This window comes from Pseudoalteromonas neustonica (assembly GCF_001653135.1).
Classification (GTDB): Bacteria; Pseudomonadota; Gammaproteobacteria; order Enterobacterales; family Alteromonadaceae; genus Pseudoalteromonas; species Pseudoalteromonas neustonica.
Genome location: NZ_BDDS01000020.1, coordinates 1 through 24,778, shown reverse-complemented (window position 1 = coordinate 24,778; position 24,778 = coordinate 1). Strand labels below are relative to the sequence as shown.

Here is a 24,778-nt window from a genome sequence, read left to right as displayed (position 1 = left end):
AACTTAACGATTCATTGCATTAATTAAAAATGCTGAGATTTTAGCACCTTCCCTAAGCGTTGTGTCTGAGCTTGATTGACCAACTAATGAACTGTCTGTAAATGGGGCAATCTCCATCATATCAGCACCTGTAATTGGAAATTCATCCGCCAGTGCGACTAAAATATCGAGGGCATGTTGTGGCGTTAAGCCATTGCCTTCTGGTGTGCCCGTCGCTGAAGCAAATTCTTCATCTAGCGCATCAATATCAAAACTAACATAAAGCTCATCAACGTTATCTGCTTTTAGCTGTGCAATCGCATCCGCTGCAATTGCCTGCGCGCCACGTTCAATAATTTCATGTGCCCAATGCTGTTTAACACCAAACGTTGATTCCCAGTGTTCCTTTGGTTTACCACTTGAACGAATACCAAATTGGATAAGGTGATGCGGCGCTGGTAAAAATTCTAAAATATGCGTACACCATGAACCAAAACATAAATCAATGCCTAAACGTTCAACGAGTAAATCTGTGTGGGCATCAAAATGAATAATAGCGGTGCGTTTACCTTGCGCGCGTTTTGCTTTTAAATACGCTTTTGTTAACGGGTAACTAATTGAATGATCGCCACCGATGCCAAAAATTCCTTTATCAGTAAAGGTTGCGTAAAAGCTATCGCACACATCTTCAGTGATTGACAATGGGCTGACATAATATTCACTGCTTGGGTTATCGTATAATGCCTTTTGACAGTTACTAATAGTCGCTTCATTTAGGTACTTATCATGCAATAAATGTGGGATCACACGCACATCACCTAAATCGAATGATTTAGCTTGAGGCTGCTGATCAATTAATGCTGAACGCAAAAACAATGGTCCCCAATTTGCTCCACGCAAAATCCCACCACCACAATCTGAACTAATTCCAAGCATAACTGCCTTATGCTCACTTTCTGGTAGATTAATTAACGAGTCACGCCATAGCACATCAACATTATCAGTTTGGCCATACAATTTATTACGCAGTGCTGCTTTTCTTTCTTGTGCTGTATTGACCGTAAATACACCATCACCCGGTGGACATAAACAGTGTTCAACTTTACTTTTAAATGTGTGCCATTGTGTGCTCATCACGATTCCTTACTTGGTATTTTTGCGTAGTTATGCAAAAGGCGCTGCAGAAAATAAATATAATAAAAGATTCATCTTGTTTTTGAATGGTCAAATTTAAGGCTGACTGTTTTGTATAGACCAAACAATAGAAATAATTAACCATTTATATAACAATATGTTATATAAATTTTCATACACCGGATAAATTAAAATTTAGTACTAATTAAGATAGATATAGTGTCTGCTAATACAAGTCAACAACCGCTGGTTTATCACAATATTGTTAAGTGCTTGAATATTCAAATGCACTGAATAAAGCATTATTTTATAAAACGGACATCCGTCCTGTACAGTGCTCGGTATTGTAGTAATTATGCTAAATTGACTATAACTCTGTAAGTTAACGTTACCACTTACGTTATCAACAAAAGTAATAATAAGGCCCCGTTATGGAAAAGGTATTTCACTTAGGACTCTCTCGCGATGATCTTCAAGGCGCAACATTAGCAATCGTTCCTGGCGATCCAGATCGCGCAGCACGTATTTCAACGTTCCTTGAAAACCCCACATGCCTTGCTCAAACCCGTGAGTTCCATGTTTATTTAGGGCAATTAAATGGCCATTCAGTGGTAATTTGTTCCACAGGTATTGGTGGACCTTCAACATCTATTGCAGTTGAAGAACTGGCCCAACTAGGTGTAGGTACATTCTTGCGTATAGGGACAACTGGCGCGATCCAACCACATATAAATGAAGGGGACATATTAATTAGCCAAGCATCTGTGCGTTTAGATGGTGCCAGTCAACACTTTGCTCCTCTTAGCTACCCTGCTGTATCTGATTTTTTTGCAACTCAAGCAATGGTTAATGCCTGTGGCAATTTAGGGATTGATTTTCACATTGGTATTACAGCATCAAGCGATACCTTTTACCCAGGCCAAGAACGTTACGATACGTATTCTGGTTATGTGCCAAAAGCATTTCAAGGTAGTTGTGAAGAATGGCAAAAACTAGGTGTAATGAATTATGAAATGGAATCAGCAACCTTATTTACTATGTGTGCAGCACTTGGTTTAAAAGCGGCTTGTGTCGCTGGTGTATTAGTGAACCGTACTCGCCAGGAAATACCAAATGTTGATCACGGCGAAATCGAGAAGAAATCAGTCGCCGTGGTTATCGAGGCTGCAAAAATACTTCTTGCTTAACAGGTCTTTATAAGCGCTAAACTATATGCAATCAACGCTGGTAAGTTACTATAACTTGCCAGTACTGATTCACTTACGTGTAACTGATTTTCCACTCCCTTAGTTTGTAGCAACTCAATACTTTTCACTGTTGTGTCATTCATACTTAAGCCCGCTAAATGCAACTGGCTAATTGCACTTTGTAGTGGTGCTAAACTTGGGCTATAGGCTGCATTTTCAGCATAACAGCCATAGAAGCAGCCATTATCAAACGTTGTAATTTTCACAGCGCTGTAATTAGCCGTATAAGGGACATAAGCTGTTAAAGCAAGCTTAGTAAGCGCAGTATCAATATCAGCGTTAGCCTCAAAAGTCTGCGTTTGTGGGGCTGGATTAAATAGGCTGTAATTATTACCTAAATCTTTTGGACCAAATGCATGTGGTAATAATTGGTTTAATTTAAATTGCTGATCAGGTAACAAAATATCAAACTTTTCTGCATCGGCAAGCTCATTCATAAACTGACGACAATAGCCACAAGGTGCATCACTTATTGCCATTTGCACAATTGTTTGTGCACCTTTAAGCCATGCGTTGTTTATCGCCGATTGCTCGGCATGTACCACCAAGCTCAATGGTTGTTTGGCGAATTCAACATTAGCACCAAAGTAAAAATTTATAGCATCATCACAATCAATACCAACAACAACAGCACCAACCAAAAAGTGAGAAATCGGTGCTACAGCAAACAATGAGGCTACCGGCAAACATGCACGTAAAAGCTCATCATGTGTAATTGTATATTGAGCGCAAAGCGCTTTAATGTCAGCAGCAAACAGCAATCCATGCTGTGTTTTAACTTGATTGAACAATGCTGTGCGCTGCGATTCATCAAATGAAAATGTGGTTTTATTTAATGAATCTTTTAATACAGAAGACGTTGATGCAGTCATAAACAATTTATTCTTATTTAATGGCTACACAGTGTAAAATGTTACAGGCCTAATTGCTAGGCTGATTTTCAAGCCAGTGCTTTGCACTACGAAAACACTCAAAATTCTCAGCCGTTATTTCAAAACGTTTCGCTTTTTGCAAAAATAAATCATGCATAAAACCATCAAAACTAACAATGCGAGCTATAAAACAGTGTTTAAGCCAGCTCGAAATCGCAGGCATAATGCTAAGTAAGTCACTTGCAGGAAAATCGTGTTTTAATTCAGATACATCTACCAATAATTTATTACATTTATAGATGCCAATATATTGTTCAGCTATTTGATAAAAAGTAATCACATCCTGTGCATTTGCAGTCCCTCGTAATGTCATCATTATTAATGATGTCGACGCATCATAAGTAATACAAGTAGAAACATTAGACATTAAACGGCTCTGTCAGTTAAGTAAAAGAGAATAAGATAAACTCTCATTCAAGGAGGTGAGTCATTGTAGTTTTTTCTTCGCCGCCGTCAATCATTATCATCCTAACTGGTCAGTCCATTCGATAGAAACAGATTAAAGTATTAGCAAAGACTACAAAAAAGGTAAAAATCATACACAACTGAGCTACTTTTTCACTTATAATTAAAGAATATTTTATATCGTCACTCATGCAGTTAAAAGGAAGTTATATGCTTCGTGTTGTGTTACTTGTCATTTTATATAGCCTAAGTTCTGTATCTGCTTTCGCTCAGTCCTACACTAATAGATCGTTTGAAGAATTACGCGTGGATCTTCGCGCCAGTTACGCAAAAAACCCCACCGAAGCACTTACACAATTAAAAAACATTCTCAATAATGACGAGTTAAATCCAACTCAAAAAATTGTAATGCTTAATTACAAAGCATGGTTTGAACTCGAAGCCAAGCAATTTGAAGAGGCAATGCGCACTTTAGTCCTGTATAAAAATCTGGTTCAACGGTCAGATAAACCGAGCTTAATTTATGGGTACTATAATATTTCTGGCGGTATTTACACACAATTAGGCATGTATCAACTTGCTATAGAGCATTTTTTAAAGGCGCTTGAACACACTAAAAAAGATAACAAAAATTTAGCCCAGCAAACACTTAACAACTTAGCTGAAGTATATTTACAACTTGGACGTCTCGATGAAGCAGAGGATATTTACAGGAAGTACCTCGATTATGCCACCGCATTAAAAAACCCATTAAGCATCTCAATTTCGACGATCAATTTAATTAATACATTAATTGCCAAACAACAGTATGCAGAAGCAAAAACGCTAGCTTTAAATATTATTATTAAGTTACAAGACAATGATTTTAAATACTACTTAGCTGAAGCATATTTATTACTCGGTGAGATTGAACAAGCAAATAATGACTACCCACTTGCCAAGCAGCATTACGAAAAAGCCCTCAGTATTTTTCAGCAACAAGGTTTGCCTGAAAAAATATCACAAGCTCATTTTTTTATTGCACAAATATATGCTGATATGGGTGATCTAAATAAAGCAAATACAACCCTAGCGTTAGTGATTGCGAGTATAAATAAACAAAGTAATTTACTATTTGTATCTCGTGTTTATAAATTTCAGTCAAGTTTCCTTGAATCTCAAAGCCTTTATAAACAATCAATTAATGCATATAAAAAGCATACTAATGCGCATACTCAATTAGTGAAACAGCAAAGTGATGTTAACTTAGCCAAGGCACTCGCCGAAGCTGACTCAAGTAGTAAGGAAGTAGAAATAACCGAGTTAACTCGTACAAAACAACTCAAAGAAACAAAAGCTAAAGCGTTTCAAGAATTGTCTATAGCAATTACTATTTCGTTGTTAGTGATATTGTTCGGCTCTTTTTTTGCTGTACATAATATTCATAAGCGTGAGCAACGCTTAGCTAAAACACTCGATGAACTTCATAAAACTCAATCGCAATTATTAGAAGCTGAGAAAATAGCCGCATTAACAGTGTTAGTCACCGGGCTTGCACATCAATTAAATACCCCTATTGGCACAGCTGCGACGGCCAGTTCTTTGATCGAAGAAAATCTAAAACGATTGAGTCAGAAATTCAATGAAAAAACACTCAGCAGCAACGACTTTAGTAAATTTATTCAAGAAACGAACGAAGCAAAAGATTTTGTGATCAATAATATAAACCGCTTAGCAAATATTGTTGAAGAGTTCAAAGCATTAAGTGTCTCGATTGCACCCGATATACCAATGCGAGTAATCCCACTTAAAACGTTTATTACAGATAGAGTGACCACATTACAAAATCACTTTAAAAAACATATTAGTTTTAACGTGATAGGCACCGAAGTCTCTATTCCTACTTATCCATCAATTGTTTCTGATGTTATTAAAACATTGATCATTAATGCTTACGAGCATGGTTTTGTACACACTGATAATGCGTTAATCACAATAGAAATAAGTGTAGTTAACAATCATGCTGTGATTATATTTCAAGATAATGGCAGCGGCATTGATGATAAAATACTCAAAGATATTTTCACTCCATTTTATTCAACAAATATGGGGGGAAACCACTTAGGACTGGGTTTAAATATTGTGTTTAACGCAGTAAAGCAATCATTAAATGGTAATATATGCGCCGAGCCGTGTAAGCTAGGCGCATGTTTTAAAATTGTATTGCCTCTCAATGGGCCAGTTGAGACGATGTAATATAAACCCTAAGTTAACGCTATCTAACCCGTATTACGCATACCGGCGGCAATGCCCGTCATAGTGATCATTAGTGCATTATCAATATCACCGGAGCTACCTTGCGCAGCTTCACGAGAGCGTTTTAATAGCTCAACTTGTAATACATTAAGTGGATCGGTGTACGGATTACGCAAATTGATAGATTCTTTGATCCATGGCTGATCTGCCAATAAGCTTTGTTGTGGGCTTAATGATTGAACTAATTCAATGGCTTGTTTTAGCTCTTGGCGTAACGTCACACCAAGAGGTTTGTATTGTGTCTCAACTAACGCATCGTCATAATGCGCGCTTAACCAGCAGTCAGCCTTACTAAACACCATTTCGAGCATTTCTAGACGCGCTCTGAAAAATGGCCATTGTTGACTCATTTCATTAAGCGTCTCTATGCCATGCTTTTCAAGTGCTGCCTGTAGCCCTGTTAATGCACCTAACCATGCTGGCAGCATTAGACGGTTTTGACTCCATGCAAATATCCACGGAATAGCACGTAAGCTTTCAACGCCCCCATGTGGGTTTCGTTTAGCAGGCCTTGAACCTAGCGGTAATTTAGATAGCTCTTGCTCAGGTGTTGCCATTCTAAAATACGGCACGAAATTGTCATCATGACGAACCACATTACGATAATGTTCACATGATTTTTCGCTGATCAATGCCATCACGTCACGCCATTTATCTTTAGGTTCTGGCGGCGGTAATAAGTTACTTTCAAGCACAGCACCCGCGTATATATTTAAACTTTGTAATGCCACATTAGGCAAACCAAATTTAAAGCGGATCATTTCACCTTGCTCAGTTACACGCAGGCCACCTTTGAGTGATCCTGGCGGTTGTGAACGAAGTGCTTGCGCTGCAGGTGCACCACCACGACCCACCGTACCACCACGACCATGAAACAACACCAGTTCAATACCGCGTTGCTGCGCTAATTGTACAAGTTTATCCATTGCTTCATATTGAGCCCAACCCGCTGCCATCATACCAGCGTCTTTAGCTGAATCTGAATAACCGATCATGACGTTTTGCACACCCTCAGCTTGACCACGATACCAATTATTATCCAGTAATTGCGTTATAACACTGTGCCCGGCGTTTAAATCATCTAAGGTTTCAAATAACGGCGCAACTGGCAGTTTAAAACCACAGCCACTTTCTTTTAATAATAACTGTACCGCCAGCACATCTGATGCTGTACGTGCCATTGAAATCACGTATAAACCAAATGTTGACGCATCTTGTTGTGCTATTACATCAAAGGTATCGAGCACTTCTTTAACATCTGCGCTTGGTTGCCAATGTTTAGGGATAAGTGGGCGGCGAGAGTTAAGCTCAGCCAATAAAAAGGCTTGCTTATCTTCTTCTTGCCATTGATTGTAATCGCCCAGACCCAAGTAACGTGTTAACTCTGAAAAAACATCGCTATGGCGTGATGAATCTTGACGTACATCAAGCTTAGCTAATCGGATCCCAAAACTATTAATACGATGTAATACATCTAATAATAAACCATTCGCTACAACACCCATATTTGTTTTAAGTAATGAGCGATAGCACGCCTCCAGAGGGTATTTAATTTGGCTAATATCAGTAATGATGTCTTGCGCTTCACTGCGATTACCCATAATTTTAGCGCCTAAATGAGCTACCGTTTCACTCACCTGTGCCTTGAGATCTTTTAATACAGCACGATATGGTTCAAACTCTTGTCCTGCCTGCTCAATCAGTTCATCACTTGCTTGCGACATTGATAGCTCTGTACTTAAGGTCTCAATATCACGACTGTACAAATCAAGCGCCATCCAACGACCATGATCCAACACTTGCTGTGTTACTTGTGCAGTAACAAATGGATTGCCATCGCGATCGCCCCCCATCCAGGATGTAAATTCAACCGGGCTATAGTTGTTTGGCAGTTCTAAATCCAGGTGCTCTTTTACTTCTTTACTAAAATCACGTAAAAAACGAGGAACCGCATGCCACAAGCTGTTTTCTATAACCGCAAAGCCCCATTTCGCTTCATCAATGGGGGTTGGTCGCGAGCGACGAATATCATCAGTATGCCATGCTTGGCTAATAAGCTGAGCAATACGGTTTAAAATATTCTCACGTTCAAATGGTAAGTTATCAGTGCGCTCAAGCGCTGCTAAACAGTCACTTAGTTCAACATGTTTATTAATAATAGTACGACGAGTTACTTCTGTAGGATGCGCGGTTAGTACTAAATTGATATGTAATTTAGCAAGGTTGTCTGCTATTTGGTTTGGATCTATTTTACCTTGCTGGACTTGGCTTGATAACGCTTTAAGTGTTTGTGTCAGAGGGCTTAATTGACAAAAGCCAACATCGTTAAAGCGCGATATTGTATGAAATTGCTCAGCAACATTCGCTAAGTTTAAAAAGTGATTAAACGCACGCGCGACGGGCAATAGCTCTTCATCAGTTAAAGCGTGCAGAACATCAATTAAGGCATAACGATCTTGCTCATTACCTGTGCGAGATGATTTAGCTAAAGCTCGGATCTCTTCCACTTTATCTAAAATTGCTTGTCCTTGGGCGTCTTTAATTGTTTGGCCTAATAATTGGCCCAATAAATTAACGTTCCCCCGTAAGGCGGCATATTGTTCACTCATTCCTGATACTCCATTGTTGATGTTTTTATACCGTTTAGGTACAAATAGTTAGCCGGATCGATTTTAAAAGTGTGGAGTGTGGATAATGGTTAAAATCGACATTTTGCTCACCCTTATTTTGTTAGGCTCTATTAATATCATCCAAATTGCTAATTGAACAGATCCAAAGCTTATTCTATTTCGTAACAATTAATAATGAATTGATACTGGATGAGTAAACTGTGATTATTTTTTACGATGGCAAATGCCCTTTATGCAGCAAAGAAATGCAACAACTCAAACACGCCGACACACGCAACCAAATTGTCCTTGAAGATATCAACAAAGATGATTTTGAAGACCGCTATAGCTATATAAAACGCCAAGATGCTCAGGCTTTTTTACATGGTCAAAGTGACAATGGCGAAATGCTATATGGCTTAGATGTTACATTTGCGGCTTGGAAAGCCGTTGGTCGTCATTCATGGTTAAAGATTTTACAACTTCCTGTAATACGCTTTTTTGCCGATCTAGGGTACTGGGTATTTGCAAAGTATCGCCTGCAAATCTCAAGCGTACTGTGTAAATCATCATGTGGGATCAAATAATGTCATCTGTGTATATCTTATTTGGCGCAAACAGTGCAATTGCAAAAGCATACATAGAAAAAATTGCATTAGATGACGCCAACGCGCATGTTTTTTGTGTAAGCCGTGCGCAGATTCAATTGCCCAACACTTCATTACTTATTGAACAAATACACAGTGATTACACCAAATCCAGCTTAGCCAAATTAACAGCCCATCTAAAAACTAAAAACATTACTCCTACTCAAGTTTTAATATTCAACGGTTTACTGCATTTTGACCAATCAATGCCAGAAAAAAAACTCGAAGATTTAGATGAAAATTATTTCAACGTACTGCTAAACACCAATGCACTCACACCGGTATTGTGCTTACAATCTATTTTACCGCTACTTAATAATAAATCCCCCTGTGTGATAACCTCACTCAGTGCGCGTGTTGGTAGTATTACTGATAATGATTTAGGTGGATGGTATAGCTATCGCGCCTCTAAAGCGGCGCTTAATATGTTGTTTAAAACTGCTGCCATAGAGCTTGCCCGTAGAGCAAAACAAACACGGTTAGTGCTTTTTCACCCTGGCACAACAGATACTGAACTATCTAAACCATTTCAAAAAAATGTCCCCGCAGGAAAACTGTTTACACCTGAATTTGTGGCGGATCAATTATTTGCTCTTTTACAAACACCCGAACAATTAACAAATATTGGTACGCCAGCTTACATAGATTGGCGAGGCGAACACATTCACTGGTAAGGATTCATCATGCATATAACAAAAGACGCAATCGAAAGCTTTGAAAAGGATTATCGCACTCATCTGATAAACTCATTGTCTGGATTCAAAAGCGCTAATTTAATTGGTACACAAGACGAATCAGGTAATACAAATTTGGCGATTGTCAGTTCAGTTATCCACTTAGGCGCGCATCCACCTTTGGTCGCAATGATAATGCGTCCACACAGCGTACCTAGACACACCTTTGAAAATATTATTCAGACCGGTGTATTTACAATCAACCAAGTTAACAGTGAAATTGTTGAGCAAGCACATCAAACATCAGCTCGCTATGATAAGGATGAGTCTGAGTTTGATGCAACAGGCTTAACGGAGCAATACTTAGCTGATTTTAAAGCTCCATTCGTCGCGCAAAGTAAACTAAAATACGCTGTTAAGTTTGTTGATCATCAGCACCTTAATATTAACGCAACAGAGCTGGTAATCGGTGAAATAATGGACATACACGTTGATGATATAGCCGTGATGGACGACGGTTTTCTGGACATTGAACTTATAAATACAGTCGCCATCAGTGGTTTAGATAGCTATCATAAAACTCGCCACTTAACTCGCCTGCCTTACGCTAAAAAATAGCCTGTACTCAAAAGGTTGGTTTTTAAGTTACTTTATACCAACCTTTAAATGGCCAAAACTACGGCACTAAAAAGTAACTACCCGCACATAGGCTTAACCCTGAAAATAACCATATTGTTGCGTAGCTATGCCACAGCTGCGCATTGTTATATACACTCTGCGGGTTATCTTTATCAACTAATATAGTGCAGCTTTGCGAATCTCTAAAACGCAGTAATAATCGTCTGTCGTAACCAATTAAAACACTGTGCAAATGGTTATTAAAGCGAAAGCTTACTAACATTGATTTTTGTGGTAGTAACTCACGCGATGCCACGCGCGTATTAACAACACTCGTTATATCGTCAATCGGGCATACTCGCCAATGATGCTTGCTAATTTTACTTTTTAGCCAGCGCAGTAGTGGCAAAATGCCAACGAATATAAAAATAGCCCCCAATATAAATAGTACTTTGCTCATCAGTTTCTAGCCTTGTAAAGATTGATATACCCAAACGACCTCAAGATGCGAGTTTCAGTTGGTCATTTTGCAGGTGGTTTGGGTGTACACTTTATATGCAGCAATTAAATCACTCAATGCCGTACCAACTGACTTAAATACTGTTATATCCGTTTCATTAAAACGAGCAATGGTATTTACCTTGGCTAAATCAGCCAACTCTGCACATACATCTTGCTCACTAAATACCCCTTGCGCTATCGGTATTAATAACTCACCTGCTTCTGCCAAAACATTTGCTTTGCTATCTACATAAACACGGCTGCGGGTGATGGTCGTGGTGTCGCATTCACGATGCTCGCTGTGATGATTACCTATTAAATCAATATGTGTGCCTGCTTTTAACCAGTTACCATCAAATAATGGTTTAGCAGAACCTGTTGCGCAGCTGATCACGTCAGCGCTATAAATAATCTCCTGTGTGCTTTGTCCAATCACAAACTCAACATCGGGAAATGCATGCTGTAAACGACGTTGCAGGGCGGCTACTTTTAACTTATTGCGCGCCACCAGCGTTACCCGCTTAAAATCACGTACAGCTAAATGTGCACGTACCATGTATTGGGCTAAGTTGCCACTGCCAAAAAACACTAAATGCTTGCTGTTCTCTCGAGATAAATAACGACTCGCCAGTGCAGATACGCTCGCCGTGCGCCACAAAGTAATCCGCGTTCCATCCACCAATGCCAGTGGCTCGCCGTGCTCGCGCGAAAACAGCATAATTTTAGAATACAACGAGTCAAAACCCGCTTCGCCATTGTTTGGAAAGTAAGTAAATGCTTTAACCCCAATCACTTGTTCATTCCAAGCAGGTAGCACAGCAAACGCATCATGGCTGGCACTGTTGCTATCTAACTCATACACGTTACGTTTTGGCATGCCAAAATCGAGCGCAAATCCTTGTTGCATAGCAGTTATTAACGAATCAAAATCAAGAGCGCTATCAATGTGTTTTGTATCAATAACTTGCATTTTATAGCTCCAGCTCAAATGGCTTTGGTGCATGCGTTAATATTTCGTAGCCGGTTGGTGTAATTAAAATATCTTCTTCAAGACGTACACCACCAAAATCAGGGATGTAAATACCCGGTTCAATTGTTATCACATTACCAACCTCTAAAACATGACTCACATTTTTATTAATAAAGGGGTGTTCATGTAAAAATAGCCCCAAACCGTGGCCAAGCCCTTGCCCTGCCCACTTCCCATAACCTGAGTCATCCAATACTCGTTGCGAGGCATTTTGTAAATCAATACAATCAACACCAGGCTTAAGTAAATTAATAGCAGTTTGTTGAGCAGTCGCAACTGCATTGTAAATTTGAGTTTGTTTGCTTGACGCCTTGCCTAGTACATAGCTGCGAGTCATGTCTGAGCGATAACCATTAATAACAGCACCAAAATCTAAGGTAATAAAATCGCCCTCTTTAAGTGTGCGCTCACTTGGGCTGCCATGGGGGAGTGATGTACGTTCAGCAAACATTAAAATGGTCGCAAATGACATGCCTTCTGAGCCTAGTTTTTGCATTCTAAACTCAAGCTCTAGGGCTAAATCACGCTCACTCACACCGACTTTAAAGTATGGCAGTGTGTGTGCTAACGCTTCATCAGCAATCGCTGCCGCAGCTTTAATTTGTGTTACTTCCCAGTCATTTTTGATCATGCGCTGGCGTTCAATTACACCTTGGATTGGCACTAATGTATGGCTATTCAAATCATTTGCAACCTGCTGCCACAATGCCACATTTATAAATGCGGCATCAAAACCCAAATCGCTATTAGCTGGTAAAAAACGATTAATACAATGACCCAAGCTCTCGTTATCACGATCACGGCAGATCACTTCAAAACCTTGGCACTCTTGCTTTGCCCGTTCAAAGTAGCGGTAATCAGTAATAAGTACACAACTAGCTGGTGTTACTATTGCATACGCCGCGTTACCACTAAAGCCACTCAAGTAGCGAATATTTTCATGACCTAAAACTAAAATAGCAGTTAAATTATCATTTATTAGTTGTTGTTTTAAAATCTGTTGGCGCTGAAAAAAATGACTATTCATCGAAAAATAAATCCTTGCTTTAGGGGATCGTTCGGATCAATTAAAAATGTATGTTTACCTGTTATAAATGCACTACCAGTAACGCGGGGAATAATAGCAGCATGTGTTTCAAAGGTGCATGATTGCTTAATTTTCACATTAAATAAGGAGCCTAAAATGCTCTCAATATTTGCACTTTGCCCAACGGCTAACTCGCCTTTAGCAAATGCTAATGCTGCACGAGCACTTACGCCTGTGCCTGTTGGGCTTCTATCAAGTTCACCTTCGGCAAATACACACACATGGCGACTAAAGTGATTGACTTGCGATAACTGACTATTGGAGTAAAAAATAACCCCGTATAGAAAACCAAGTCCATTATCGCTCGGGTGTTTTGGTTGGTATTGCTTAGTAACCTGCTGTTTAATCGCTTTACCAAGACTAATTATCTGCTCATGATTTTCAGGCGCTAAGCTTAAATCAAGGGTGTCTGCATCAATAAATGCGTAATATGCACCGCCAAATGCTATATCGCAGCTAACTGAGCCAAACATAGGCAAGCTTATTTGAACGTCGAGTTTATCGACAAAGCTGGCGACATTATCAAAATACACCTGCTGTAACTGATTATTTTTAAGTTCAACATAGGCTTTTATAAGCCCTGCAGGGGTGTCTATTCTTAGCTCATTATGACCATCTTTAAACTCAACAAATCTGCAATCTTTTGCAGCGGTTGCCAGCGCAATAATCGCATGCCCGCACATCGTACTGTAGCCTTCATTATGTAAAAAAAGTACGCCAAAGTGGCTATCTGGGCGCTCAGCGGGGGTGATCACTGCGCCATACATGTCAGCATGACCGCGAGGTTCAAACATCAATGCTTTGCGTAAGTAATCAAAGCGAGCTAAACAATCTGCACGTTTTTCAAGCATCGTATTACCTACTAGCTGCTCAAAACCATCAACAATAATACGCAGCGGCTCGCCCCCGGTGTGCATATCCAAGGTGTGTATTTGTAACCAATCATTATTTGGCTGTTGCCAGTGAGAGAATAAAGTGTGGGACATCATCAACTCCTTTTTGCATACAATATATCTTAATGTTTTTTAGTGCAATAACTTTAATGAAAAATGCCGAGCAGTTTCCTGCTCGGCATCAAGGCTGTATCACTCTTAACAGAGAATGTGCTTAAACATTAAAACAACAAGCTAAAAACGATGGGTAAAGTTATTACCTTATTGTTATTTAACAGCATCTTACCAGGGAATTTAAAACTCTATACGCGCGGTTAACGATACATAACGCGCACCTTGTCGGCCTGTCACCAATCCATAGTCAGGGTTAAGCTCTAAGCCATCATCACCATACTGCGCACGCTCTTCATTAATCGAAATGGCACTGTCACTATCAAGTAAATTATAAACAGTGCCTTTTAATGTCATATCAGCGCCAAAAAAGTCTGTGTAATACGTAAGCGACATATCTATATTTGTAGCCCACGGTAAATTACCTTTGCTTCCACGCGGAGCTGGGTTACCATTTTCATCATAATGTGATGCTTGGTCGTAGTATTTACTGGCACATGCATCCCATGGACTGCCTTTTGCACAGCTATCGACTCCTTCAGGGTGCACTGAGAAATAACTCTTAGGTCGACCCGACGCAGTACGCGCAACTAAGCCTAACGTTAACGAGTCTGTAATAGTGTAAGCACCGCTGAGTTTAATAGCGTGGCGATGATCATTTGGTAAATTACCATAACCATGGTCCATCAAGTCACCGTAATCATATGACGTTGTCCAGCCCGGATCCGCTTGGTTATTATCGGTTTTGACGAGTCCTTCCGTGTTGCCATAACTATGAGACCACGTATATGACGTATTAATGCGTAAATCGTCTGTTACATTGCCGTCTAAAGTAAACTCAAGTGCTAAATATTTTCGTTGTGCCGCAGGAAGTGAAAGTTCCTCTGCACTTAAATTAACATCATCAACTTGGCCGTCACCATCAAAGTCATACGACATTTGAATCGCTTCGCCGGGATTATTAAGGACATAATACGAACCCTGACCGACATTATCGGTTATGCCCATTTCTGCTAATTTTTTAGCTAAAACAGGACCTACATCAGTGTCTTCTACGCTGCGACCTAAATCACGGTAAATGGCACGTATACCAGCTGACATGGTATCGAACACTTCTTGTTGATAACCAATGGTAAATTCATCACTGTACATAGGCTTTAAAGAGGCTGATGCTATTAAGCCTGGCTCTGTAATACCACGTTGGCGCCAACGCCTATCTCGCAGCATTTCACCACGACTTGGCGAACCATCGGTCATTAAGCTTGGCGCTCCGTTACCATCTAGCTGATCTAAATCGAAATATTCAAACCACTCTACTGACGCAGACCCTTGAGTGATATTCATATTGGCAGACACTGGCTGGAAGTAACGTCCATAGGTTGCAAAAATCTTTGAGCTGCCATCACCTGATAGATCGTAGATAGCTTGTAAGCGTGGCGCAATTTGACCATCAATATCTACAAAAGCACGGCCATCTGATACCGTATTTTCAAATTCGCTGTATCGAACACCTAAATTAAGCACTAAATTATCAGTCGCCTGCCAAGAGTCGTTAATATAAAATGCCAATGAAGAAACGTCTGACTCTACGTCACGAGTACGGATGCGACGTTCAATATAATCACTACCGACCGCTGCGCCTGATACATCATTTTCGCCCGCAGTTTTTACTGTCCACCAACCTTCTGCATCACCAACACCGTTCTGGCCTGAATGAGATACCACATCAACTTTGGTGTAATCCACACCAAATTGAATTGAATGTGCATCTAAATCCCAACTAAAATCGATACGTGCTTGATCACGAGTGTACTCCTCTTCGCTAACCGCGGAATTAGTGTGTTGGCTTAGCGTAACAGAGCCATCACGTGCATCCCATACACCAGGGTTTGGCGAGGCTACAACGTTTTCAACATTTTCAGTAACGCGCCCTATTACCGCAGAGACAGAAAACGTATCGCTAAGGTAACCATTATAGTTAATGCTATATACATTACCGCCGTCTTCACCCGGCGCATCCACACCTTGTTGCGCACCTACAACATTGTCTTTCCAGCTATAAGCAAAGGTTTTATCAGTCCATGTACGTTTGTTGTTCATGGCTGAAAAGCCTACTGAATGGTCTTCATTAATAAACCAATCTACTTTGGTAAACCAGCGATCTTCATCACGCTCAAAATCTGAGAACGTCGTTTGACCTGCGCTATTAGACTCCTCACGGCGCGGTGCAAATAAACCATAAAAGAACAAAGTATCTTCGATAATCGCACCACTGGCCCACAATTGCAGTTCTTTAAAGTCGTAACTACTTTGCTGCGTATTGGTGCTTATCGTGCCATTATCTTGAAATATTGAGTCATGTTGGCTGCGTAAGCTATTTGGATCCCAGCGTACTTCAGCACCAAATTTAAAGTCATTATCACCTGATTTAGAAACAGCATTAACAATACCGCCTAATGCGCCACCAAATTCAGGACTCACGCCGCCCGTTTTAACTTGGGTTTGCGAAATAGCTTCCCACGGCAGGCGTATTGAACCTAACCCGGTACGAATACTCGTCACATTTAAACCATTAAAGTAATAGCCATTTTCAGCAGCAGACGAGCCACCAAAGCTCGATGCACCTTTAAAGTTTGAGCCACCCGGTGCAACAGTACCCGGCGCTAATAACGCAATACTTTCAAAACCCGTATTTACTGGCATCGCTTTAAGCTCAGCGTCGCTAAATGTTAAGCCCGACGTAGAAGACGCCATATCAACACGACGGATCGCAGCGCCAGTTACCGCAATGCGCTCCATATCGGTACCCGCTTTATAAAGCTGTACATCAAGAATAATTGATTGCCCAATCGTCACAGAAACATTTTCTTCTGTTAGTGTTTGGTAACCATCTTTAACAATTGTCACATCATACGTACCTACTGGTACATTACGCAGCAAATACTCACCTTGCGCATTACTTGTAATGGTATAAACCAATCCTTTGCTTTTGTGTTTAAGCGTAATTGTTGCGCCAATTAAATCCGTGCCCGCTTGCGCTACAACATGGCCTTTTACAACACTACTACCATCTACCGCATGCGCAGCAGGTGCCATCATTAACGCAGCTGTAACCGCCGTTGCTAATAATGTTTTAACGCCAACACCCCGAGTTTGCTTTTTATTATATGTAAACATGAATATGTTCCTTGATCCTGTTGATTTTTGTTGTCTGTCTAACCTCAGACGCAAAAAATATACACCCATTACATATTGTATACAATATTAAATATACATTTATTTCACATATCATATAAAAAATATGTTTCATTTGAAAAGAGAACAGCAATAAAAACAAGGAAAGTAGACGGGAGTTTACCTCGCGCAGTTTTATATATTTGAAGATCCGCGCGGCATAAAACCCCGCCTACGTGAAATATAAACCACATTATTGAGCATAGCTCTAGGCGAGTCACTTTTCATACTCTAAGTGCTTTGACGCTAGTTTGGTGGGACTCTTCAGATCTGTCGGCTACTATTCAATCTTAAGGTAGATGTCAGATTTATTTATATTTAGCTTTATTTTTATCCCGGCCTTGCTGAAGTTAATTTTACTGATACAATGATTGCATAATGTATACAATATAAAACAAAAGAGAGAATATGATGGAAGCAAGCAGTAAAGATTGGCGATATACAGTTATGCCGGCCGTATTTACATGGCTAAAAGAGTCAGAATCCGGAGTTCTTGAAATTGACCTTGAAGCAACACAAAAATACGCTGCTGATATTTTAAAAGTTCAAGGTAAAGGTGGAGCTAGAATGGGCGGGCTGGTTGGCTCTGGTACTCTGGGTGAGAATAGCTACCTAAGTTCTGAGCAGCGCCTTTCTTTACTAAAAGCCCTTTCTAGTGTTGCTAATGAATACAATGTTCCATTGATCAGTGGCGCTGCGGCAGAAACGAAAGAAGAACTTACTAAAATCGTTAAAGAGCTAGCAACAGTTGGTGTGGATACCGTTATGGTAATGCCACCAAAAACAAAAGTAGCACCATCTGATGAACAAATGTATGCGTACTACGCACTTTCTGCTGCGGCTGCAAAAGAAGCCGGCATAACAATAATGCCTTATAACAACCCTGATGCGGCCGGCTATCATGCGCTCTCAACTGATCTTCTTACAAGACTTGCAGCCCTGCCTGAAGTAACCGCGCTTAAGATATCGACTATAGACGTGTCAGTTATTGAAACAATGATACTAGAGAACAAAGATTTAAAAGTGCTGGCCGGTGTTGATACCGTAACGGTACATGCAGGGCTCGCTGGTGCATGTGGTGGAATTACAGGCGTTGGGTGTATATTCCCAAAAGCGAGTATTACTATGCAAGAATATGTAAATAATGGAGAGTGGGCTGAGGCAAATAAAATTTCTCAGGCGATGAATTCTATCTCCTACCTTGATGCACAACCGTTACTTTTAGAGTACCTAAAATTTGCTTTCGGAATTCATCATAACGATGCCAACGGCGGGCTTCGTACCTTTGGTAAGAAGTTAACTCAACCGCAAATTGATGACGTGCGCGCACGATATATCAAAGCAAAAGAAAGACTTGAAATTCTGGGCTTAATAGATTGATCTTTTAGAATATTCGCAAAGAAAACTCCGCTTTACGGAGTTTTTTTGTATCTACAGTTTAACTGTTATTGTTACATCTTGAGCTATTCAATATTCATGCTAATTAAACGTCATAAAAACAGGGGAAACACCAATGTTAAGATGAGTGGTGTGGAGCTGGAGGCTAGAGAACTCCGGCTACCCGGTTATGTTCGAAATTTAACAGCTGTGCCAAACACTAATATTTCTGATGCCCCATCAGTAACTGAGCTAGTTGTAAATCGTATTCCTACTATTGCATCGGCATTTAACTTTTTTGCATCTTCTATTAATCGTTCTACCGCTATATTTCGAGCTTCCATCAACATCTCGGTATAGCCTTTGAGTTCGCCGCCCACAATACCTTTTAAACCAGCCATGATATCTCGACCAACATGTTTAGACTGAACCATGTTCCCATTGACGATGCCCAATACAGCTTCAATTTCCTTGCCAGGAACAGTTTCCGTTGTCGTATAAATCATAATTTCTCCCTAGAACATAACGAGCCTGTAAAATAACTCGTTTTTAATTTATTTTTATTGATGCATCAACCATAGCTGAGTTCCTATTTTGGTTCAATCGAAAACTGACTTTCACGTAAATATAAAAAGAGGACTTGGTGTTGTTTTAATCGGCGTTTTGAAAGGGATTGCAGGTGTGTGAGTGGTTTATTTAAAGTGATAAGGGGTTACCCTTATTAATGCATCGTGTTTCTCAGTTTTTCTAGATTATGAACAAGGCAATACAGTTGCCGCAGAATAAAGTGAATGCATTCACATTAGTTTGTCCGCGTAAGGTCAATTTATTCATGTCTTTATTGACTGTAATATTGCGCTTTTTACCTCAAGAAAGACAGGCTTAATACTGCCGAGTCTTTTACCATTACTTTATAAAATATTGTCGTCGTTCCAATAGACTGTCTATTTTGACCTTCATCTTGTCAATGTAGCTCATTTTTAGCCTGACAATGCTTATTATCTAACGGTGGATTTAGATCATTGGATCCGCTATAGAATAAAAATGTGCCACTGGCGACAATGGCGCTCTTTCCAAAGGAATAGCACGCACCAAAGTACGCAATTTAATGAAATTGGGCGTTAGCGAACAACTGCCATAGCCTGTGGTATCACCAGTACCAAAAGTAGGCGCTTGGAAGCGAAGGCCCTTGTAGAAGCTCAAAAACAAAAGGAATTAACATTGCGCTAGGCAATGACTATTTAGCATCACAAGGTTTAGTGTCATTGAAAGATATTTGGATCAATATTCATTACGGGAGATGAACCGCCCATTGCACTTCCTGTTAATAAAAAGCGCATAATGGGTGGTGTGGGGGCTCGAGGTTAGAGACCTCCGGCTACCCTATTATATTTTTTATGCCACTGCAAAGTTTACTGCGTGGACATTGGTTAAATTAATTTTTTGTTTTGCATGCCACAGGTCGTAGTTATCTTGCATTGCTAACCAACTCTCAGGAGTTCTGCCAATGGCTTTAGATAACCGAAGTGCCATTTCTGGTGAGATTGCACTTTGACCTTTTAGAACTCTATTTAATGTAGACGATGCTACATCTAGTTGTTTAGCTAAATAACGGCAACTAAAGCCTGCAGGCTCTAGGTAAACGTCATAGATAAACTCTCCTGGATGTGGTGGATTATGCATAGTCATTAGTGATAGTCCTCATAATTGAGAATGTATGCATTACCATCGATAAACTCAAAAGTAATGCGCCAGTTACCATTTACAGTAATAGACCAAATCCCGTCACGATCCCCTTTGAGAGGGTGCAATTTAAAACCGGGTAAATTGATATCATCAATTTCTTGTGCGGTATCTATTGCTGCAAGTTGCATGCGCAGTTTGCGTTGATGCTTGGCCTGAATTCCATCAACACTTCCTGTTTGGAAGTATTTCTTGAGGCCTTTATGCTTGAAAGATTTAATCATGTCACAAGCATAGCGCGATGCGCATCACTCAACAATAAAAATATAATGAGCCTGTAGAATAACTCGTTTTTAATTTATTTTTATTGATGCTTCAACCATAGCCGAGTTCCTATTTTGGTTCAATCGGTTACTTTGATTTATCGTAAAATATCAAAAATACAAACTTTAAGGTGGGTGTCATTTTTGTTTTATTGAGAGATATTTGGATCAATATTCATTACGGGAGATGAACCGCCCATTGCACTTCCTGTCAATAAAAAGCGCGTGATGGATGGTGCGGAGCTGGAGGTTAGAGACCTCAGGCTACCTGGTTATGTTCGTAACTTATTGAGTAAAAAGCTGTCCTGCCGTATTCATTGGCAAAAACATACGAATTCGACCATTATGCTCGCATAGCACTTCAAAGCCAAATTTCGTGTAAAAGGCTTGAGCAGAGTTAGTAAGGCAGTCAACAACAATGGCATACGCTCTCATGTGGTGATTGACTTCCCATAAGTACTTAAGTGCCCGAATTAGGCTAACCTTTCCCAAACCAGAGCCGTGATACTCCTTATGTACGGCAAGCTGAGCAAGTAAAAATACAGGTATGGGATAACGAGGGAGCTTCTTTGCAAGTTGCACAGGTAAGGTTTCGCGGCAAATTGAGCTTGCCGCCACACTGTAAAACGCACAAATCGCATACTTTTGATTGAGTAATGGCTGAACACTAGGTAACACCATTGTTCGGCTAATACCCGCTTGCATATGTTTAGCCGCATGAGTTTTGATAAACACATTTAACTCTTGCTGACCACAATCAAAAGAATTGCGATCATGTTTCGATTTACTCAGTTCAACGAACTCTTTACCCCAGCTCACTTAATGCAACTCTCATCTGTAAACCTCGCCGCTTCAAGCAAAGCCTGGTTTGGCGCTTTAGCTTTATCACACGCATGCATAAATTCATCAAAGACGCTGTCCTTAACAACGATACTCTCATGTTCTTCAATTACGTGCGTAGCGTCTTCATCCATTAACCTAACCACATATTCAGTTAAACTTTTTAAACCAAGTAACGCCGATGCCTTTTCTGCTTTTGCCTTAATTTCTTCATCAAGACGAATATCTAAGCGCGCTGTTGCCATAATGCCTCCTACGTACGGAACAACTCCGTAATCACGAGTAGATTATAGTGCACTTAATGAACCGATTCAATACGTACGGAAAACTACCGGAAGGTGAGAGAATATAGCGAGACTGTAGAATAACTCCAACAGCCAAATCCAATTAAAAAAGAGCTCCTGTAATTAACGCTAGTTGTTTTTGATAAAGCATTTTGCTGGCAATAGTCAGTGATAGTTAAATCGCTAGCTTGTTGTTCTTCAATGATACTACACCACTGCTCTGGGTAAGAGAACTCACTAACCGCAACAAGGGGATCTCAATGACCCTACAAATTCATAAACTCACACAGTATTTACGCGGCTGGAGACACTACTACCTAATAGCCAACGCTTATCAACTGACAGTGGGTTTAGATCATTGGATCCGCCGCAGGATAAGAATGTGCTACTGGCGGCAATGACGCTCTTGATAAAAAGAATAGCGCGCACCAAAGTACGCAGTTTAATGAAATTGGGGGTTAGCGTGCGACTCGCCAGAGCCTGTGGTATCACAGTACCAAAAGTAGGCGCTTGGAAACGAACGCCCTTGTAGAAGCTCAAAAACAAAAGGAATTAACATTGCGCTAGGCAATGACTACTTAGCATCACAAGGTTTAGTGTCATTGAGAGATATTTGGATCAATATTCATTACGGGAGATGAACCGCCCATTGCACTTCCTGTTAATAAAAAGCGCATGATGGGTGGTGTGGGGGCTGGAGATTAGAAACCTCCGGCTAACCGATTATACGCAATGACTGTAATAGAACACAGCTTCTCCTGCAATTAAATTAACACCTTCATCTATTTCAGATTGAGTAGGAGAGTTAATGATTTTAACAACCTCAACTAAAGCTGATTCCATTACTTGTGGTTTCAGTTTCATAATTAAATACTCAATGGCATTACACTTCCAGATATCATCATTACCCAGTAAGATTTCATTGATAAACGGAACTAAATCATCGTTCGCCTGTGATAGTTTTTCCGCAACAGGTAATGCCACTGGCCAATTAATATCTTTAAGCCATGGAAGTAGTTGCTCAAAATATAATGGCAACTCCGAATTAGAGATAGCTTGTAAGTTAATGCATGCATCTAAATCATGTTTATTTTGTGGCACAATGTTCGAATTCATATTTGCGTATAACTTTAAGCTAAGGGGTGCTGATACGTGGGGCATAATGGCGAAGCCGCCCCGCGTATAGGCGTCCCAGCGACCGAAGGGAGAGGCTTAAGCGCTTTGTTAGCAGTCATTGTTTAAATTACCTCTTAAGCTTTTTAAAACTCGAAGAAGACTAATTGTAAGACATACAACTGCAACTGATGGAGAGTAAATCATTAGCAGCTCCGTCAAAGACAAGGAATCATTTTCTTGATAACTATATTCTGATACGACACCTGATAAGACACTTAGAACCAGTACCGTTAGACAAGAGAAAACGAGCAGCCGAGAATCCTTGGAGTTAACGCGACGATTTAATTTAACTGAGCCCACTAACAAAGCTATAAAACAAGCGCAGATGACAAGTGCATCTAAGGCGTAAAAAAGAAATTCCAGTAAAGTAAAACCGTACATTTCATATATTACTTGCTTAAAAAATTCCATTTAACTTAATCCTAAAACCTGACTGCTAACGAGGCTGTAGAATAACTCTAACAGCCAAATTCAATTAAAAAACGAGCTCCTGTAATTAACTCTAAGCGTTTTTAAAGCATTAGGTAATGCATTTGGAACCCATAAAACAAGCTGTTTTTCTAAAAAAGAGTAATTCTACAGCCACAACGCCGCAATAAGCGGTGAGTAACAGTTTGCTAAAATGTGAAACGAAGTGGAACCGAGCAAACTGTTACGAATCCGACTTAATTGCCTTGTTATACCTACTTAATAGGTAAATCATTAATTTTATATATTGCTACTGGCCCCGCACAAAATGTAATTAACCCACCTTTGCGTTTCTGTCGTTTATAATAAACAGTAATGGAAATCTTGTCTAACATACTAGGCTCAACTAGAAAAGTGGATACCATATAGTTTTTTAATTCTGGATTCTCCGTCAGTTGATAAGGTACTGTTACATTTGTAGGAACGGATAACATTGACTCGTCTATGTTACTACCAAATGAAATGTCTGCGCGAAAAGCAATTGCTTCGCCAAACTTTAAAGGGTAATAAACCGAGACATCTAATGACCTAAGGTGACTTTCTTTAGTAATAAAAGCGGCTATACCGTTTTCGGGTTTACCATCTGAACATGCAAAACTAGATAATGAAATAAACGAAAATATCAGAATTAAAAATTTCACCGTGCCCCCTGTAGGTATAACGAGGCTGTAGAATAACTCTAACAGCCAAATTCAATTAAAAAACGAGCTCCTGTAATTAACTCTAAGCGTTTGTAAAGCATTAGGTAATGCATTTGGAACCCATAAAACTAGCTGTTTTTCTTAAAAAAGAGTAATTCTACAGCCACACGCCTCGTTAAGAGGTAAAAAATAGTAGGCTAAAATAAGCGACGCAGGAGCAAACAGCCTACTGTTTAACGTCCGTTTGAGCAACAACAAATTAGACAGCCATTCTAATTGAGCCAACATCACTATTCCACTAGATTTACTTTTTAGGTTATGAATTTACTTTTTATTAATGGGTTGCTTTCATTCCATCCATTAAATAAGTTATTAGTACTCTAAAGCCTAAATTACGCGCATAATAATAACTGCATAATTGCAGTTTTAACTTTTTACTGAGGACTTTTAACTTTATGCCAGCAGCTTTTCGCTGTTACTGACGTTGCTACGCCGTTTTCTGCTCAAGTGTTCACAGTAACTCTCTTGTGAGGTCGTCCTACCTACTGCGCCATGAAATACGCGTGTAAATTGCGTGGTCAGTTTTAACC

Annotated in this window: 23 protein-coding genes and 4 pseudogenes; 8 read left to right on the top strand and 19 right to left on the bottom strand. The window is 39.9% G+C overall.

What is annotated here, in order from left to right:
* Nucleotides 1–3: 3 nt before the first annotated feature.
* The gene (locus A7967_RS18665; RefSeq protein WP_054455720.1) at nt 4–1,113 is read right to left on the bottom strand and encodes an arginase family protein; all 1,110 of its coding nucleotides are present in this window, start codon (nt 1,111–1,113) and stop codon (nt 4–6) included.
* Between the two features lie 431 nt (nt 1,114–1,544).
* Between A7967_RS18665 and udp the strand changes: the two genes are divergently transcribed.
* Nucleotides 1,545–2,300: a uridine phosphorylase gene (gene udp / locus A7967_RS18660; protein ID WP_054205945.1), complete on the top strand. Its 756-nt coding sequence runs from the start codon at nt 1,545–1,547 to the stop codon at nt 2,298–2,300.
* Here udp and cdd read toward each other — a convergent pair.
* Both cdd and A7967_RS18650 read right to left on the bottom strand, forming a co-directional pair.
* Nucleotides 2,297–3,232 carry a cytidine deaminase gene (gene cdd / locus A7967_RS18655; RefSeq protein WP_064435963.1) on the bottom strand — a complete coding sequence of 312 codons (936 nt, stop codon included), beginning with the start codon at nt 3,230–3,232 and terminating at the stop codon, nt 2,297–2,299. The two genes, udp and cdd, sit on opposite strands and share 4 nt — an antisense overlap.
* A gap of 49 nt (nt 3,233–3,281) precedes the next feature.
* The gene (locus A7967_RS18650; RefSeq protein ID WP_054205943.1) at nt 3,282–3,659 is read right to left on the bottom strand and encodes a hypothetical protein; all 378 of its coding nucleotides are present in this window, start codon (nt 3,657–3,659) and stop codon (nt 3,282–3,284) included.
* A 248-nt stretch (nt 3,660–3,907) separates the two neighbouring features.
* Between A7967_RS18650 and A7967_RS18645 the strand changes: the two genes are divergently transcribed.
* Nucleotides 3,908–5,932, top strand: a complete 2,025-nt coding sequence (locus A7967_RS18645; protein ID WP_064435962.1) for a tetratricopeptide repeat protein — start codon at nt 3,908–3,910, stop codon at nt 5,930–5,932.
* 23 nt (nt 5,933–5,955) lie between these two features.
* Here A7967_RS18645 and ppc read toward each other — a convergent pair whose 3' ends face one another.
* Complete coding sequence (gene ppc / locus A7967_RS18640; protein WP_064435961.1) at nt 5,956–8,601, bottom strand: phosphoenolpyruvate carboxylase; 2,646 nt, start codon at nt 8,599–8,601, stop codon at nt 5,956–5,958.
* 221 nt (nt 8,602–8,822) lie between these two features.
* Between ppc and A7967_RS18635 the strand changes: the two genes are divergently transcribed.
* Genes A7967_RS18635 through A7967_RS18625 form a run of 3 tightly spaced genes read left to right on the top strand, consistent with a single transcriptional unit; the run spans nt 8,823 to nt 10,540 of the window.
* A complete protein-coding gene (locus A7967_RS18635) occupies nt 8,823–9,188 on the top strand; it encodes a thiol-disulfide oxidoreductase DCC family protein (protein ID WP_054205940.1) in 366 nt (121 codons plus the stop codon).
* Entirely contained in the window at nt 9,188–9,922 is a 735-nt protein-coding gene (locus A7967_RS18630; RefSeq protein WP_064435960.1) for an SDR family NAD(P)-dependent oxidoreductase, read from the top strand. Before A7967_RS18635 ends, A7967_RS18630 begins: the two co-directional genes overlap by 1 nt.
* 9 nt (nt 9,923–9,931) lie before the next feature.
* The gene (locus tag A7967_RS18625; protein ID WP_054205938.1) at nt 9,932–10,540 is read left to right on the top strand and encodes a flavin reductase family protein; all 609 of its coding nucleotides are present in this window, start codon (nt 9,932–9,934) and stop codon (nt 10,538–10,540) included.
* 58 nt (nt 10,541–10,598) lie between these two features.
* Here A7967_RS18625 and A7967_RS18620 read toward each other — a convergent pair whose 3' ends face one another.
* The 5 genes from A7967_RS18620 to A7967_RS18600 all read right to left on the bottom strand — a co-directional run bounded on the left by A7967_RS18620 (nt 10,599) and on the right by A7967_RS18600 (nt 17,339).
* Entirely contained in the window at nt 10,599–11,000 is a 402-nt protein-coding gene (locus A7967_RS18620) for a hypothetical protein (RefSeq protein WP_054205937.1), read from the bottom strand.
* Nucleotides 11,001–11,054: 54 nt separating this feature from the next.
* Nucleotides 11,055–12,011 (bottom strand): bifunctional Delta(1)-pyrroline-2-carboxylate/Delta(1)-piperideine-2-carboxylate reductase, encoded by a 957-nt coding sequence (gene lhpI, locus A7967_RS18615; RefSeq protein WP_054205936.1) that lies wholly within the window; start codon nt 12,009–12,011, stop codon nt 11,055–11,057.
* A 1-nt stretch (nt 12,012) separates the two neighbouring features.
* Complete coding sequence (locus tag A7967_RS18610) at nt 12,013–13,098, bottom strand: M24 family metallopeptidase (RefSeq protein WP_064435959.1); 1,086 nt, start codon at nt 13,096–13,098, stop codon at nt 12,013–12,015.
* The gene (locus tag A7967_RS18605) at nt 13,095–14,144 is read right to left on the bottom strand and encodes a proline racemase family protein (protein WP_054455704.1); all 1,050 of its coding nucleotides are present in this window, start codon (nt 14,142–14,144) and stop codon (nt 13,095–13,097) included. Before A7967_RS18605 ends, A7967_RS18610 begins: the two co-directional genes overlap by 4 nt.
* A 201-nt stretch (nt 14,145–14,345) precedes the next feature.
* Nucleotides 14,346–17,339, bottom strand: a complete 2,994-nt coding sequence (locus A7967_RS18600) for a TonB-dependent receptor (RefSeq protein ID WP_064435958.1) — start codon at nt 17,337–17,339, stop codon at nt 14,346–14,348.
* A gap of 468 nt (nt 17,340–17,807) precedes the next feature.
* Between A7967_RS18600 and A7967_RS18595 the strand changes: the two genes are divergently transcribed.
* Nucleotides 17,808–18,776, top strand: coding sequence for a dihydrodipicolinate synthase family protein (locus A7967_RS18595; protein ID WP_064435957.1), 969 nt, complete (start codon nt 17,808–17,810; stop codon nt 18,774–18,776).
* Nucleotides 18,777–18,961: 185 nt separating this feature from the next.
* On the opposite strand, the gene A7967_RS18590 is transcribed toward A7967_RS18595, so the two are convergent.
* Both A7967_RS18590 and A7967_RS23735 read right to left on the bottom strand, forming a co-directional pair.
* Nucleotides 18,962–19,279, bottom strand: a complete 318-nt coding sequence (locus tag A7967_RS18590; RefSeq protein ID WP_054205931.1) for a heavy metal-binding domain-containing protein — start codon at nt 19,277–19,279, stop codon at nt 18,962–18,964.
* A gap of 215 nt (nt 19,280–19,494) precedes the next feature.
* A pseudogene (locus tag A7967_RS23735) lies at nt 19,495–19,760 on the bottom strand (transposase); the annotation flags it as partial.
* Between the two features lie 3 nt (nt 19,761–19,763).
* On the opposite strand from A7967_RS23735, the pseudogene A7967_RS23450 reads away from it, so the two are divergent.
* A pseudogene (locus A7967_RS23450) lies at nt 19,764–20,077 on the top strand (hypothetical protein); the annotation flags it as partial.
* A 91-nt stretch (nt 20,078–20,168) separates the two neighbouring features.
* Here the strand turns inward: A7967_RS23450 and A7967_RS18585 are convergent.
* From A7967_RS18585 to A7967_RS23730, 5 genes are all read right to left on the bottom strand, one after another.
* The gene (locus tag A7967_RS18585; protein ID WP_054205929.1) at nt 20,169–20,462 is read right to left on the bottom strand and encodes a HigA family addiction module antitoxin; all 294 of its coding nucleotides are present in this window, start codon (nt 20,460–20,462) and stop codon (nt 20,169–20,171) included.
* The gene (locus tag A7967_RS18580; RefSeq protein WP_064435956.1) at nt 20,462–20,740 is read right to left on the bottom strand and encodes a type II toxin-antitoxin system RelE/ParE family toxin; all 279 of its coding nucleotides are present in this window, start codon (nt 20,738–20,740) and stop codon (nt 20,462–20,464) included. The genes A7967_RS18585 and A7967_RS18580 overlap by 1 nt, the downstream gene beginning before the upstream one ends.
* Nucleotides 20,741–21,064: 324 nt before the next feature.
* Nucleotides 21,065–21,598, bottom strand: coding sequence for a GNAT family N-acetyltransferase (locus A7967_RS18575; RefSeq protein ID WP_064435955.1), 534 nt, complete (start codon nt 21,596–21,598; stop codon nt 21,065–21,067).
* Nucleotides 21,595–21,864 carry a type II toxin-antitoxin system TacA family antitoxin gene (locus A7967_RS18570; protein WP_054205926.1) on the bottom strand — a complete coding sequence of 90 codons (270 nt, stop codon included), beginning with the start codon at nt 21,862–21,864 and terminating at the stop codon, nt 21,595–21,597. The genes A7967_RS18575 and A7967_RS18570 overlap by 4 nt, the downstream gene beginning before the upstream one ends.
* 83 nt (nt 21,865–21,947) lie before the next feature.
* Nucleotides 21,948–22,076 (bottom strand): hypothetical protein, encoded by a 129-nt coding sequence (locus tag A7967_RS23730; protein WP_419761259.1) that lies wholly within the window; start codon nt 22,074–22,076, stop codon nt 21,948–21,950.
* 51 nt (nt 22,077–22,127) lie between these two features.
* Here A7967_RS23730 and A7967_RS22555 point away from each other — a divergent pair.
* Nucleotides 22,128–22,544, top strand: a pseudogene (locus A7967_RS22555) (group II intron maturase-specific domain-containing protein); the annotation flags it as partial.
* Nucleotides 22,545–22,626: 82 nt separating this feature from the next.
* Here A7967_RS22555 and A7967_RS18565 read toward each other — a convergent pair.
* The 3 genes and pseudogenes from A7967_RS18565 to A7967_RS23445 form a co-directional block, all read right to left on the bottom strand.
* Nucleotides 22,627–23,019: a DUF5071 domain-containing protein gene (locus A7967_RS18565; RefSeq protein WP_064435954.1), complete on the bottom strand. Its 393-nt coding sequence runs from the start codon at nt 23,017–23,019 to the stop codon at nt 22,627–22,629.
* Between the two features lie 743 nt (nt 23,020–23,762).
* Entirely contained in the window at nt 23,763–24,188 is a 426-nt protein-coding gene (locus tag A7967_RS18560) for a hypothetical protein (protein ID WP_064435953.1), read from the bottom strand.
* Nucleotides 24,189–24,641: 453 nt separating this feature from the next.
* Nucleotides 24,642–24,778 (bottom strand): annotated as a pseudogene (locus A7967_RS23445) (transposase); the annotation flags it as partial.